This window comes from Streptomyces sp. NPDC049040 (genome assembly GCF_043197715.1).
GTDB lineage: Bacteria > Actinomycetota > Actinomycetes > Streptomycetales > Streptomycetaceae > Actinacidiphila.
The window spans coordinates 239,518-252,864 of the sequence record NZ_JBICTO010000006.1 but is presented as its reverse complement, the minus strand read 5'-3'; the positions used below and the strand labels follow the sequence as shown (position 1 = coordinate 252,864).

Genomic DNA, 13,347 nt, shown 5'->3' with positions numbered 1-13,347 from the left:
TCGGCTCGGGGTGTGCGGAGCCGGGGGGTGGCTCGGGGTGGCCGGTGTGTGCGGCGGTGCCGGGTGCTGTCACGAGAACAGTCGCCTCCACGTCTCGGGGCCGGGATGTCCGTCGGCGGCGCGTCCTGTCCAGCCCTGGGCCCGCTGGAAGGCCTCGACCTCGCGCCGGTCCGTCTCGCGCCAGGTGCCGCTGGGGCGGTAGCCGGCGCCGAAGCCCTTGGCGACCAGCCGGCGCCCGAGCGCCAGGACGCTGTCGTTGCGGGCCCCGGGCCGGAAGGCACCGGCTTCGGGGTAGGGCGGGACCGCGGACGTACCGCCGCCGGTGTCCTGGCCCGCTCCCGTGTGGGTGCCGGAGCGGCGGGAGCCGCCCGCGCCGGTGTCCGCGGCCGCGCTGGTACGCGTACGGGTGTGGCGGGAGCCGCCAGGGCCGGTGTGGGTGCCGGTGTGGCGGGAGCCGCCCGCGCCGGTGTCAGGGCCGGTATGCGTACGGGTGGGGCTGGAACCGTTCGCGATGTCGTGGCCCTTGTGGTGGAGCAGGTAGGACCAGGTGGTGGGTCCCGGCACGCCGTCGGCGGCGCTGCCCTTCCAGCCCTGGGCGCGCTGGAAGGCGGCGGTGGCGTCGCGGTCCGCCGAGGACCACGAAGGGCCCGGACCGACCCGGTAGTAGGCGCCGGCGCCGCGGCCGATCAGCAGGGTGCCCAGCCGGGTGACCGTGGTGTCGGCGCGGCCGCCGCCGGGAGCCGCCCCGCCCGGGTGGCGGGCACCGGCCGGGCCGCCCGTCGTGGCAGCGTGCCTGCCGGCCAGATAGCGGTAGCGGTACGGGATGTACTTCGCCGAGTGGTCCCAGTAGGCGTAGGGCGTGGTCTTGGCCCTGGTGCCCGGGGCGGTCTGCTCGTAGGCGGTGTAGCGGGTGTGGGCGGCGTTCGCCCAGCCCGTGAAGATCAGGGTGTGGGAGCCCTTCTGCGGGTCGGCCCTGTTGTGGAAGAGCAGGATGTCGCCTGGGCGCAGCTGGGCGCGGGTGATGCGCACCCCGTAGTCGGGCAGGTTCCCGGTCCAGGCGCTGAAGCCGAGGCCCCACGCCATGGAGACGAAGCCGGAGCAGTCCTGCCGGTAACCGTCCTTCCAGTGATCGGTCATGCTGTAGGGCACCCTGGCCGTCACCCAGGTCCTGGCCCTTTGCAGGATCCGGGCACGGGTCAGCCGCAGCGGTGCGGCGGCCGCTGCCACGGCGTGGGTGCCCCGGCCCGTGGCGTGGCCGGTGACCCCTGCGGGGCGGGGCACGGCGGCGACGGCCGCGGAGGCGCCGCCCAGCGCGGTGCCGGCCGCGGCGGCCACCACCAGCGCCCTGGTGGCGACGGTGCTGCCCACTCCGCGGGTGTCACGGGCCATGGACTCGGCGAGCCGCTGCCGGGCACAGCCCTCGCAGCCGCACCCGGGCGGCGGTTCGACGTCCTCGAACACCGGTACCGGCATGGCAAACCACTCCTCCGTGATCGGGCGTCACATGCTCTTACTACCCGGTTTCGCCAAAAAGTTGACGAACCCGGGCAGACGCGAGCAAAAAGGAGTGACTGCCGACCGCGGGGAGCGGCGGGGAACCGAAGGGGCGTCAGCCGGCCAGCGCCGGGGTCTCCGTCGGGGTGGCCTGGAGCGCGATGACCCGCTTGGCCTCCTTGGTGATCTGGTCGCGCAGCTTCGCCGGGGTCAGCGAGGAGTGCACGTCCTTCACCGTGACGCCGTTGACCTGGACGACCGGGACCGTGCCGAGTCCCGCAGCCGCGAAGTCCTGCTGCGACTTGTCCACCCAGCCCTCGTGGTCGCGCTGCTCGATGCACGGGTCGAAGCTGGCGGTCTTGATCTTGCCCGCCTTGGCGGCCAGCCTCTTCATCAGCTTCTCGCTCGCCAGCGCGTCGCTCTTGGGGTCGGTGGGCTGGTTCTTCCACACCTCGTCGACGAAGGCGGTGAAGCGGCTCTGGTCCTGGGCGCAGGCCGCGGCGTTAGCCGCCACCAGGGCGCCGGACCCGCCGTACTGCTTGTCGGACGCGGTCACCAGGCGGTATTCGAACTGCACCTGGCCGGTCGTCAGCAGCTGCGCGAAGGTCGCCGCGTACTCCTCCTGGAAGGCCTTGGAGTCGGGGCTGCGCAGGTCCTCGTAGACCGTGACGGTGACCGGGACCGACGGGCGCACCGGGACTGCGAGCTTGGGGCCCGCGGGGGCCGTGGGGCTCGGGGACGCGCCGTCGGCCGGGGGCGCGGTCGGCGGCTGCGCGGCGGCCACGGCGCCGCTCGGCTCCGAGACCTTGGTGTCCTTGTTGCCGCGGACGTGCGCGCCGATCACCGCCGACCCGCCGAAGACCACGACCATCGCCACCACACCGATCGTGTAAGGGCGCAGCCGGTCGAACAGGGTCTTGCGCTTCTTCTTCGGGGCCGCCGAACCGCCCGGAGTGTCGGGTCCCTTGGACTCCGTCATTGCTACGCCACCTCGATCATCCGCACTGCTCTCGCGCATTTCTACCATCGGTCCCGGGAGCCCCGTTAACGGGGCTCCCGGGCCGCGGCGAAAGCACGCACGGCGGTTCGGCCGACGCGGCGGGCCGCTCGCCCGGGCGAGCGGCCCGGCGTGCTCCTGTCAGTCCTGTGCGAGCCCGGCGGTGGTGCTCTCCGCGTCCGCCGACGCGCCGGCGGGACCGGACGCCTCGTCGGCGAAGCGGCCGTCGATGGTGGCGACCACGCCGGTGACCTGGCGGGCGATGTCCGGCGCCGTCAGGCCGATCGAGGCCATGACGTCCTTGCGCGAGCCGTGCGCCAGGAACTCCGGCGGGATGCCGAAGTCGCGCAGCGGGACGTCCACCTCGGCGTCACGCAGTGTCTGGGCGATGGTCGAGCCGACGCCGCCGACCCTGCCGTTGTCCTCGACGGTGACGACCAGCCGGTGCCTGGCCGCGAGGCCCGGCAGCTCGGCGTCCACCGGCTTGACCCAGCGCGGGTCGACCACGGTGCTGGTGATGCCCTGCGCGTCGAGCAGCGCGGCGATCTCCAGGCACATCGGGGCCAGCGCGCCGACCGAGACCAGCAGCACATCGGGCTGCCCGTCGCCGGCCGGCTCGCGCAGCACGTCCATGCCGCCGATCCGGCGGACCGCGGCGACGGCGGGTCCGACCGCGCCCTTGGAGTAGCGGACCACGGTGGGGGCGTCCTCGACCTCGACGGCCTCCCGCAGCTGCGCCCTGACCTGGTCGGCGTCGCGCGGCGCGGCCATCCGCAGGCCGGGCACGATCTGCAGGAGCGACATGTCCCACATGCCGTTGTGGCTGGGGCCGTCGCTGCCGGTCACGCCTGCCCGGTCGAGGACGAAGGTGACACCGCACTTGTGCAGGGCCACGTCCATCAGCACCTGGTCGAAGGCCCGGTTGAGGAAGGTCGCGTAGACGGCGAACACCGGGTGCAGGCCGCCCGTGGCAAGGCCCGCGGCCGAGACGGCTCCGTGCTGCTCGGCGATGCCGACGTCGAAGACCCGGTCGGGGAAGGCGGCGGCGAACTTGGTCAGGCCCACCGGGTGCAGCATCGCGGCGGTGATGGCCACGATGTCGGAGCGCTCCTTGCCCAGCTCCAGCATCTCGTCGCCGAAGACCGAGGTCCAGTCGGCGCCGCCGGCGGCGATGGGCAGCCCGGTGTCGGGGTGGATCGGGCCGATACCGTGGAAGCGGTCGGTCTCGTCGCGCTCGGCCGGGGTGTAGCCGCGGCCCTTCTCGGTGATGCAGTGCACGATCACGGGGCCGCCGAAGCGCCGCGCGCGCTGGAGCGCGGACTCCACGGCCTCGATGTCGTGCCCGTCGATGGGGCCGACGTACTTCAGGCCCAGGTCCTCGAACATCCCCTGCGGGGTGATGAAGTCCTTCAGGCCCTTCTTGGCGCCGTGCAGGGTCTCGTAGAGCGGGCGGCCGATGAGCGGCGTGCGCTCCAGGACCTCCTTGGTGCGGGCCAGGAACTGCTCGTAGCCGTCCGTGGTGCGCAGGGTGGCCAGGTGGTTGGCGAGGCCGCCGATCGTCGGCGAGTACGACCACTCGTTGTCGTTGACCACGATCACCAGCGGCCGGTCCTTGGCGGCGGCGATGTTGTTCAGCGCCTCCCAGGCCATGCCGCCGGTCAGCGCACCGTCGCCGATGACGGCGACGACGTGGTCGTCGCGGTCCTGGATCTCGTTGGCCTTGGCCAGTCCGTCGGCCCAGCCCAGCACGGTCGAGGCGTGGCTGTTCTCGATCACGTCGTGGTCGGACTCGGCGCGTGAGGGGTAGCCGGACAGGCCGCCGGTGCTCTTGAGCCTGGCGAAGTCCTGGCGGCCGGTCAGCAGCTTGTGGACGTAGGTCTGGTGCCCGGTGTCGAAAAGGATGCGGTCCTGCGGCGAGTGGAAGACCCGGTGCAGGGCGATCGTCAGCTCCACCACGCCGAGGTTGGGGCCGAGGTGGCCGCCGGTCTTGGAGACCGCCTCGACGAGGAAGGAGCGGATCTCGGCCGCCAGCTCCACGAGCTCCTGCTGGCCGAGCCGGTCGAGGTCACGGGGTCCGTTGATACGGGTCAGCACTGCCACCCGTTCCTCCTCTGCCTGTCGATCCCGGCCGATCTGGCCTTGGACGAGTCTAATGTTCCGGTTACCGGCGCGTCGGGCGCCCCCGGCGATGACGTCCGTCACCGCGATGCCTGCCCTCTTTCCGCGCGCCCGCGCACGCCAAACCGCCGGGCGGTCCTGGAGGTCCAGGTCCGCCCGGCGGTGCGGGACGTGCGTGCGGTTGTCCTTGCGGTGGGCGCGGCGGCGAACCGCCGCGCACCGGCGGGGTGTTACGCCCGGCCGGAGGACCGCTGGGTACGGCGGGACACCGAGTCGACGACCACGGCGGCGAGCAGGACCGCGCCGGTGATCATGTACTGGATCGACTGGTCCATGTTCAGCAGGTCGAGACCGGTCTGGATGGACTGGATGACCAGCATGCCGAGCAGGGCGGACCAGACGTTGCCGCGGCCGCCGAACAGGCTCGTACCGCCGATGACGGCTGCGGCGATGGCGAGCATCAGCAGGTTGCCGGTACCGGCCTGGAGGGTCGCGGTGTAGGTCTGGCCGGCCAGGAACAGGCCGCCGATGGCCGCGAAGCCGCCGGAGATCGCGAAGACCACGATACGGATCATGGCGACGTTGATACCGGCGCGGCGGGCCGCCTCGATGCTGCCGCCGACCGCGAAGACCTTGCGGCCGAAGGTGGTGCGGCGCAGCACGAAGTCGCAGATCACCAGGGTGGCGAGGAAGATCACCAGGGCGTTCGGCACACCGGCCGACTTGTTGAGCACGTACGCGGCGACGTAGGCCACGACGGCCAGCGCGACGGTGCGCACCAGGATCTCGCTGGTGGGCCGGTAGGGCACACCCGCGCCCCGGCGGCGGCCCTGGTCGATCAGCGAGCTGATCAGCAGGGCGGCGACGCCCAGGGTGGCCAGGATGTAGGCGCCGGCGATGCTCTGGTCCATGAAGAAGGAGCGCTGGCCCAGGATGTGGAGCAGGCCCTTGTCCTGGATCGTGAGGCTGCCGGTGCCGCGCAGCAGGTACTGCATCAGACCGGTCCAGCCGAGGAAGCCCGCCAGGGTCACGACGAACGCGGGCACGCCTATCTTGGCGAAGAAGAAGCCGTGGATGGCGCCGATCGCGATACCGGTGAGGACCGTCAGCACCACGGCCACCCAGGCGTTCATGCCGTGGGTGACGCTGAGGCTGGCGAAGACCGCCGAGGCGAGACCGCTGACCGAGGCCACCGACAGGTCGATCTCGCCGAGCAGCAGCACGAAGACCAGGCCGACCGCGAGCATGCCGGTGCCGGACATGAAGTAGACGATGTTGACCATGTTCGCCGAGCTCAGGAACAGGCTGTCCTTGAGCTGGAAGATGGTCCAGATGATGATCAGCGCGATGATGACCGGCATCGAGCCCAGCTCGCCGCCCTTGAGCTTGCGCTTGAACTCGGTGAGGTAGCCCTTGAAGCCCTCCTCACGTACCAGCAGTCGGGGGTCGACCGCTGCAACGGCCGGCGGCGGCATCTCGTCCCGCGGCCTGCGGCGCGTCGTGGTCTTGTCGCTCACTGGGTTGCCTCCGCGTTACGCGACAGCCGGCGGGTCACGGCGTTGTCCGTGGCACCGGTGATCGCGGCGATGATCTGTTCGTTGGTGGTGCCCTTGACCGGGAAGGCACCGTTGTTCCTGCCGAGGCGCAACACGTGGACGGTGTCGGCGACGGCCGTGACATCGGCCATGTTGTGGCTGATCAGGATCACGCCGAGGCGGCGCTCGCGCAGCCGCTCGACCAGGTCGAGCACCTGGGCGGTCTGCTCGACACCGAGGGCGGCGGTCGGCTCGTCGAGGATGACGACCTTCGGGTCGCCGATCAGCGCGCGGGCGATGGCCACCACCTGGCGCTGGCCGCCGGAAAGGCTGGCTATCGGGATTCTGACGCTGGGGATGCGGATCGACAGCGTGTTCAGAAGTTCGCGGGAGCGCTTTTCCATCGTGACCTCGTCGAGGCTGCCGTAGCGCAGCAGCTCGCGGCCGAGGTAGAGATTGCCGACAACGTCGAGGTTGTCGCACAACGCGAGGTCCTGGTAGACGGTGGCGATACCGAGACCCTGGGCGTCCTGCGGCCGGTTGATGTGCACCGGCCGGCCTTCCCACTCGATGATGCCCTCGTCGACGGGGTGAACGCCCGCGATGGTCTTGACCAGGGTCGACTTACCGGCTCCGTTGTCACCAACGAGGGCGACGACTTCTCCGGCGTGGACCTCCAACTCGACATCGGTGAGGGCCTGGACCGCACCGAATCGCTTGGAGACTCCGCGCAACGCCAGCACGGGCGTAGCGGACACGTGAACCATCTCCTTCGCCGCCTGACCGGCGGGGATGCCGCGTACTGAACTGAACTGAACAGCCGCGGAGTTAGTGCAAGAAGCACAGGATTACAAAGTGAACGGGGAAGGGGTAGACCCCCTGCCCCGAGTGGTGCTTCCGCAAGCGTTTCCGTCCGGCGCCCCGCCCCTAGCGGGGTGTTTTGTCGGGGTGGGGCGCCGGACAGGCTCACGGTTGCGGTTCAGGCCGTGGAACCGGCCCGATCCGCGGTTGCCGGACTAGGAGATGCCGGCGGCGGCGCAGGCCGAGGCGAAGTCCGTGGTGCAGATCTGGTCCTTGGTGTACAGACCGTCCTTGACCACGGTGTCCTTGATGTTGGCCTTGGTCACCGAGAAGGCGGGCAGCAGCTTCGCCGGGATCTCGGCACCGCCGACCTGCTTGGCGGTGGTGTCCGCGACGGACTTGAAGTCCTTGCCGTTGACCAGGTCGACCGCGATCTCGGCGGTGGCGTCGGCCTCAGGCGCGTAGGGCTTGTAGATCGTGCTGGTCTGGGTGCCGGAGAGCAGCCGCTGGACACCCGCGAGCTCGGCGTCCTGACCGGTCAGCGGCGGGTTGATGCCCTGGCCCTTGAGCGAGGTGGCGATACCACCGGCCATTCCGTCGTTGGCGGAGTAGACGCCGGCGATGTTGTTCTTGCCGAGCTGGGTGATCGCCGCGGACATCTTCTGCGCCGCGACGGTGTCCTTCCACAGACCCGACTGCTCGTAGGCGATCTTCACCTTGCCGTCGAGGATCTTGTGGGCGCCGGCCTTGAACATGGCGGCGTTCGGGTCGGCCGGGTCGCCATTGATCATGACAACGTTGGCGGACGGCGTGGCCTTCGGGCCCATGGCGTCGAGCAGCGCCTGGCCCTGCAGCTCACCGATCTTCTCGTTGTCGTAGCTGACGTAGGCGGAGATCGGGCCCTCGGCGAGGCGGTCGTAGGCGACGACCTTGATGCCCTTGTCCACGGCGGCCTGGACGGACGACTTGATGCCGGTCGAGTCCTGGGCGTCCAGGATGAGGACCTTCACACCCTTGGCGATCATGCTGCTGACCTGCTGCGCCTGCTTGGCGGGGTCACCGGCCGCGTTGTCGTACTGCACGTTGCAGTCGGGGCACAGCTCGGCGATCTTCTTCTCGATCAGCGGCTTGTCGAACTTCTCGTACCGGGTCGTGGCGTTCTCCGGCAGCAGCAGGCCGATGGACTTGTTGGCCTTGTCACCACTGCTGGAGGAACCCTTGTCGTCACCGCCGGCCTTACCGCAGGCGGCCATGGTGAGCGCGATGGAAACAGCTGCCGTCCCGACGACGATTCGACGCGTCATTGCGTGCATGTGAGGTTGCCTCCCTGACAGGGCCGCAACACCGCGGCCGAGGTGCTGTGAGTCAACTCCGGCTGACGGCCTGTCGTCAAGAAGTAAACACTTAACGAGATGGCAACGGCGCGTTTCGTTAGCTGTGTGAACGCTCAGTTATGCCGAAAAGACCGGTGTGTCAACTGCATGATTACCGTCCAGAAGGGTCGAATCGCCCATTTCGCTCAAAACCAGGGCAAGTGCTCCCAGAACCTCCGCCCGTGCGCCCAGCGCACCCGGCACCACGGACAGCCGCTGGGCGGCGCTGGGGATGGCGTAGCGGGACACCGACTCCCTTATCGGGCCGAGCACCAGCTCCCCCGCCTCCGCCAGATCGCCGCCCAGGACGATCCGGCTGGGGTTGAGAAGATTGCACAGACTGGCCACGCCCATCCCGATATGCCGCCCGACGTCACCCGTCACCCGGCGGCAGCCCGGGTCGCCCTCACGGGCCAGCTGGACCATCCGCGGCACCGTCAAGCCGTCGCCGTGGCTGCCCCGCAGGAGCTCGAGCACGTAGCGCGCCGCGGTGAAGGTCTCCAGGCAGCCGCGGTTGCCGCAGCGGCAGACGGGACCCGACTCGTCGAGCGTGATGTGACCGATCTCACCGGCCGTGCCACCGGGGCCGCGGTAGATCCGGCCGTCTATCACCAGGCCGGCGCCGACACCGCTGGCCACCTTGATGTAGGCCAGGTCCTTGACCCCGCGGCCGCCGCCCCAGACCAGCTCGCCGAGCGCGCCGAGGTTGGCGTCGTTGTCCACCTGGACCGGCACGCCCAGCCGATCGGACATCTCCTGGCGCGGGTTGATACCGCTCCAGCCCGGCAGGATCGCCGTCGAGCCGAGCGCCCCCGTCTCCACGTCGATCGGCCCCGGCACCCCGAGGCCGACGCCCAGCACCTTCTCGGCGCTGATGCCGGTGGACTCCACCAGCCTGGCCACCAGCTGCTCGGCCCGGTCGAAGCCCTGGGACGCGGAGGCGTCCACGTCGATCGGCTCCGACTGCTCGGCCAGCACCTGGTGGGCCAGGTTGCCGACCGCCACCCGCAGGTGGGAGTGGCCGAAGTCGACCCCGACCACGATGCCGGCGTCACCGGACAGCGCCACGCTGCGCGCCCGCCGACCCCCCGAGGAGGTCGGCGTGACCTGCACCGTTCCGTTGTCCCGCAGCTCGCGCACGATATTGGACACGGTCGCGGCCGACAGACCCGTACTGCGGGCGATCTCCGCCTGGGTGAGTGATCCGGCCAGCCGGACGGCGCGCACCACGCGTTCGAGATTGGCCCGGTGCAGTGACGACTGCGATCCCGGAGTCTCCACGACATCCACTCCTGCCCGGCAGGCGGCCCGTGTCCGCTTGCCCGCACGGGACGGGGCCGACCCTGATGCAGATGCAGCACACCAGCGAGACCCCGTCGTCTACAACATGTGAACTCTAAGTTGAGTGTTTGGGGTGATGTCCCGTCAAGGGGCAGAACCACACCGTTATGCGAAACGGGTCCGCCAACGCCGAGCAGCGGCTCCGCTCGAAGCGGAGCCGCCGGGCGTCGGACGGCCCTTGCGGGCGCGTGGCCGCGCGGGCCTGCCGGGGACTACTTGAGCGCCCCCGCGGTGAGTCCTGCCTGCACTTGGCGCTGGAAGACGATGTAGACGGCAAGCACCGGGAGCATGGCGATCGACAGTCCGGCGAAGAGGCCGCCCCAGTCTCCCTGGTAGCCCTGCTGGACCGCGAGGTCGGCCAGACCCTGGGTGAGGACCCATTTGTCGGTGTCGCCCTGGTTCAGCACCAGCGGCAGCAGGTACTGGTTCCACTGCCCGAGCACGTTGAAGATCCCGATGCTGATGATGCCCGGCTTGGCCATCGGCACCATGATCTGGAAGAACGTCCTGGTGTGGGACGCGCCGTCCACCAGCGCCGCCTCCGCCACCGAGGTCGGCAGGGTGCGGAAGAAGGACGTCATGAAGAAGACGGTGAAGGGCAGCGAGTAGGCGATGTAGACCAGGATCAGCCCCGGCAGGGTGTTGATGATGCCGAGGTTGGTGGTCACGAAGAACAGCGGCACCAGCACCATCACCACGGGGAAGGCCATGCCCGCCACGAAGGTGAAGTAGATCAGCCGGTTGCCGGGGAACTCGAAGCGGGCCAGCACGTAGGCCGCCATCGAGCCGAAGAGCATGGTGCCGGCGGTCGAGAAGCCGACCACGATGATGGTGTTGATGAAGTACTGGCCCATGTTCGCCTTCGACCAGGCGTGCGACCAGTTCTCGAAGTGCAGGTGCGTGGGCAGCGACAGCGGGTGGCTGAGGATGTCCCCCGAACTCTTGAAGGAGCTCCACAGCGCCCACAGCAGCGGCAGGCCCACCATGAGGGCCCATACGGCCAGGAAGACGTGGCTGAAGGCGTTCAGCACGCCGCCCTCGCTGCGCCGCCACTTCCAGCGGGCCGCGTCCGAGGCGGGTGTGCCGGACTTGCGGGGTGCGGAGCCGGGGGCCCCGTCGATCGTCTCGGTTGTCATCGCGGCACCCCTAGAACTCGATACGCTCGCGGCGCGACAGCCGCAGCGTCAGTACGGCGAACACCAGTGTCACGAGCAGCATGGCGACACCCATGGCCGCCGCCAGGCCGTACTGGCTGTTGTCCCGGAAGGCCGTCTTGAACAGCAGCAGCGGGACGACGTCGGTCTTCTCGTTGGGACCGCCGTTGTTGACCGACATCAGCTGCACGTAGGCGAAGGCGTCCATGGCGATGATGCCCATGTAGACCCAGCCGGTGGCCACGGTGTCGGCCAGCAGCGGCAGCGTCACCCGGAAGAAGGTGGTCGACCGGTTGGCGCCGTCCAGCAGCGAGGCCTCGTAGATCTCGGTCGGGATGGACGACATGCCGGCCGAGAACAGCACCACGTAGAAGCCGACGTTCGCCCAGACCATCACGGCCATGATGCAGGCCAGTGCGAGCTTCGGGTCACCCAGCCAGGACTGGGTCTGCGACCCCAGCCCGATGCCGTGCAGGACGACGTTCAGCACGCCCTCGTCGGGGTCGGGGTTGTAGATCTGCTGCCACAGGATGGCGATCACCGCGACGGACAGCACCTGCGGGAAGAAGAAGATGATCTTGTAGCCGCTGGAACCCCACACACCGGCGACCGACGCGCTGCCTTTGCGCCGGCCGCCGACGTTGAGCATGAAAGCGAAGAACAGACCGAGCGCCAGCGTCACGACAGGCACGATCAGGAGCAGCAGGATGTTGTGCCACAGCGACTGCCAGAAGAGATGGTTGTGAATGATCTTCCGGTAGTTGTCGAACCCGATGTAGTGCTTGTCGGGGGTGAGTCCTGTCCAGTCCGTCATGGAGATCTGGAAGTCCTGGACGAAGGGCGAGATCACGAGGACCCCGTACAGCGCCAGGGGAATTGCCAGAAAGCCGATGATGAACCGGTACTTGCCGTGTCGCATGTCGCCGGTCGCTCTCGTCTCAGCCGTTAGGGGGAATGCGGATCAGACGCTGTGCTTGAACTTGGGCACGGACGAGTCCTTCTTGGTGGCGTCCGAGGCCTTCTGGGCCTCCTCGATCCACTTGGCGGCGTTGATCTGTCCGGTGAGGAGCTGAGCGGTCAGGTTGCCGATGGTCTCGTTGTTGAGTTTCTTGTACCAGTCCTGGATGCGCGCGTTGAGCACATTGGTGCCGGCGGCCTTCAGCGCGGCGTTCGCCGAGGCGAGGCCCGGGGTGAGGGTCAGGCCCTCGGCCGAGTTCGCGACGCAGGTGAGCGACTTGATGGTGTTGGTGAAGTTGTCGGTCTGCTTCTTGGCGAGCATGATCCGCAGCAGTTCCATACCGCCGGACGGGTTCTTTCCGTTGGCGGCCACGATGAAGGGCTCGCCTGCGGCCGCGTAGACGGTGCCGAAGGGCATCTTGTCGCTGTCGCCGCCGCCGACCAGGGGGCCGACCGCCAGGTCGAAGTCCTTGGGCATGGTGGGCGCGGCCTCGTTCTCCACCCAGGAGCCGTCCGCCACCAGGGCGGCCTTGCCCTTGGTCCAGTCGGTCTGCATCTGGATGTGGGTCTTGCCCTCGGAACCGGCCAGGAAGTACTTCTTGGCCGCCAGCTCCTCGTAGTAGCCGACGACCTGCTTGACCGCGTCGACCTGGAAGGCGCCGTCCTCCAGGTCGTCGATGGCGTTGAGCGCCTCCTTGCCGCCGACCTTGCCGATCTGGGCCAGCAGGTCGAAGTGCACGTAGTACGGGTACTTGCCCGGGTACGTGAACAGCGCGATGCCGGCGGCCTTGGTCTTGGCGCCGAGCGCGATCATCTCGTCGAAGGTCTTGGGGTAGGTCCAGCCCTTCTCCTGGAAGAGCTTGTTGGAGTACCAGCTGCCGTAGACCGTGAAGGCGTAGTTCAGCGCGTACATCGCCTGCGAGCCGAACTGGCCCTGCTCGACGGTGCCGGCGACCAGGACGTCGCGGATCTTCTTCGACGGGTCGTCGATGGTGGCGGCGTCCAGCAGCGGCGTCAGGTCGAGCAGCTTGCCCTCCTTGGCGAGGGCCGCGGTGTCGAGGTTGTCGGCGCCGGAGTTGTCCATGAAGTCCGGCGGCGTGTTGTTGGCGAAGCGCGGCTGCAGCTTCGGGCCGATGGCCTGGGTGCCGGTGTGCTTGACCGTGGTGCCGAAGGTCTTGTTGTACTCGGCCTCGGCGGACTTGATGTAGTCGTCACCGAAACCGCCCTTGAAGACGAAGGCCTCCAGCGGCGCGCCGTTCTTGACGCCGAGCGGGTTGGCCGCCGACTTGGTGCCGGTCGCGACCGGCTTGTTCTTGTCCCCGCCACTGGACGATGCACACGCCGACAGCAGCGAAGCCGACGGAATCGCCACCACGCCGATCGCCATTGCCCGCTTGATTGCATCGCGCCGGTTGAACTCGGATCCCATGCTCAAGTCCTCGCCTTCTCCAGGACTCATGCGGTGCAGCGGAATCCGCCGACGCCCGCGAACAGTTGAAGCTTGAGTGATGCCGTGCATCCAGTGAGGCAGGGAACGATATCCGACGACCGGCAGTGCCACCCTGCCGATTTGACCC

The 13,347-nt window shown here is 69.0% G+C and carries 10 protein-coding genes; all 10 read right to left on the bottom strand.

The genetic code is table 11. From position 1 onward, the window contains the following. Positions 1 to 69: 69 nt before the first annotated feature. The 10 genes from ACGFMP_RS18735 to ngcE all read right to left on the bottom strand — a co-directional run bounded on the left by ACGFMP_RS18735 (position 70) and on the right by ngcE (position 13,199). Entirely contained in the window at positions 70 to 1,473 is a 1,404-nt protein-coding gene (locus tag ACGFMP_RS18735) for a peptidoglycan-binding protein (protein WP_393673568.1), read from the bottom strand. A gap of 136 nt (positions 1,474 to 1,609) precedes the next feature. After that, positions 1,610 to 2,473 (bottom strand): DsbA family protein, encoded by an 864-nt coding sequence (locus ACGFMP_RS18730; RefSeq protein WP_393673566.1) that lies wholly within the window; start codon positions 2,471 to 2,473, stop codon positions 1,610 to 1,612. A gap of 159 nt (positions 2,474 to 2,632) precedes the next feature. Beyond that, complete coding sequence (gene dxs / locus ACGFMP_RS18725) at positions 2,633 to 4,591, bottom strand: 1-deoxy-D-xylulose-5-phosphate synthase (protein WP_393673565.1); 1,959 nt, start codon at positions 4,589 to 4,591, stop codon at positions 2,633 to 2,635. 248 nt (positions 4,592 to 4,839) lie between these two features. After that, entirely contained in the window at positions 4,840 to 6,084 is a 1,245-nt protein-coding gene (locus tag ACGFMP_RS18720; RefSeq protein ID WP_393673778.1) for a sugar ABC transporter permease, read from the bottom strand. Positions 6,085 to 6,122: 38 nt separating this feature from the next. After that, complete coding sequence (locus ACGFMP_RS18715; protein ID WP_393673563.1) at positions 6,123 to 6,911, bottom strand: ATP-binding cassette domain-containing protein; 789 nt, start codon at positions 6,909 to 6,911, stop codon at positions 6,123 to 6,125. A 249-nt stretch (positions 6,912 to 7,160) separates the two neighbouring features. Then, positions 7,161 to 8,258: a sugar ABC transporter substrate-binding protein gene (locus ACGFMP_RS18710; RefSeq protein ID WP_393673562.1), complete on the bottom strand. Its 1,098-nt coding sequence runs from the start codon at positions 8,256 to 8,258 to the stop codon at positions 7,161 to 7,163. A 138-nt stretch (positions 8,259 to 8,396) separates the two neighbouring features. Beyond that, positions 8,397 to 9,599, bottom strand: a complete 1,203-nt coding sequence (locus ACGFMP_RS18705; RefSeq protein WP_393673561.1) for an ROK family protein — start codon at positions 9,597 to 9,599, stop codon at positions 8,397 to 8,399. A gap of 272 nt (positions 9,600 to 9,871) precedes the next feature. Then, the gene (locus ACGFMP_RS18700; protein ID WP_393673560.1) at positions 9,872 to 10,795 is read right to left on the bottom strand and encodes a carbohydrate ABC transporter permease; all 924 of its coding nucleotides are present in this window, start codon (positions 10,793 to 10,795) and stop codon (positions 9,872 to 9,874) included. A gap of 10 nt (positions 10,796 to 10,805) precedes the next feature. Continuing rightward, positions 10,806 to 11,732, bottom strand: a complete 927-nt coding sequence (locus tag ACGFMP_RS18695; protein WP_393673558.1) for a carbohydrate ABC transporter permease — start codon at positions 11,730 to 11,732, stop codon at positions 10,806 to 10,808. Positions 11,733 to 11,774: 42 nt separating this feature from the next. Continuing rightward, positions 11,775 to 13,199, bottom strand: a complete 1,425-nt coding sequence (ngcE, locus tag ACGFMP_RS18690) for an N-acetylglucosamine/diacetylchitobiose ABC transporter substrate-binding protein (protein ID WP_393673556.1) — start codon at positions 13,197 to 13,199, stop codon at positions 11,775 to 11,777. Between the last annotated feature and the right edge of the window lie 148 nt (positions 13,200 to 13,347).

Bases quoted from the DNA above. Each gene is read 5' to 3' on its own strand.
- ACGFMP_RS18700 (WP_393673560.1), bottom strand. From the start codon at position 10,795: ATGACAACCGAGACGATCGACGGGGCCCCCGGCTCCGCACCCCGCAAG.
- ACGFMP_RS18695 (WP_393673558.1), bottom strand. From the start codon at position 11,732: ATGCGACACGGCAAGTACCGGTTCATCATCGGCTTTCTGGCAATTCCC.
- ACGFMP_RS18710 (WP_393673562.1), bottom strand. From the start codon at position 8,258: ATGCACGCAATGACGCGTCGAATCGTCGTCGGGACGGCAGCTGTTTCC.
- ACGFMP_RS18735 (WP_393673568.1), bottom strand. From the start codon at position 1,473: ATGCCGGTACCGGTGTTCGAGGACGTCGAACCGCCGCCCGGGTGCGGC.
- ACGFMP_RS18730 (WP_393673566.1), bottom strand. From the start codon at position 2,473: ATGACGGAGTCCAAGGGACCCGACACTCCGGGCGGTTCGGCGGCCCCG.
- ngcE (WP_393673556.1), bottom strand. From the start codon at position 13,199: ATGGGATCCGAGTTCAACCGGCGCGATGCAATCAAGCGGGCAATGGCG.
- ACGFMP_RS18715 (WP_393673563.1), bottom strand. From the start codon at position 6,911: ATGGTTCACGTGTCCGCTACGCCCGTGCTGGCGTTGCGCGGAGTCTCC.
- ACGFMP_RS18720 (WP_393673778.1), bottom strand. From the start codon at position 6,084: ATGCCGCCGCCGGCCGTTGCAGCGGTCGACCCCCGACTGCTGGTACGT.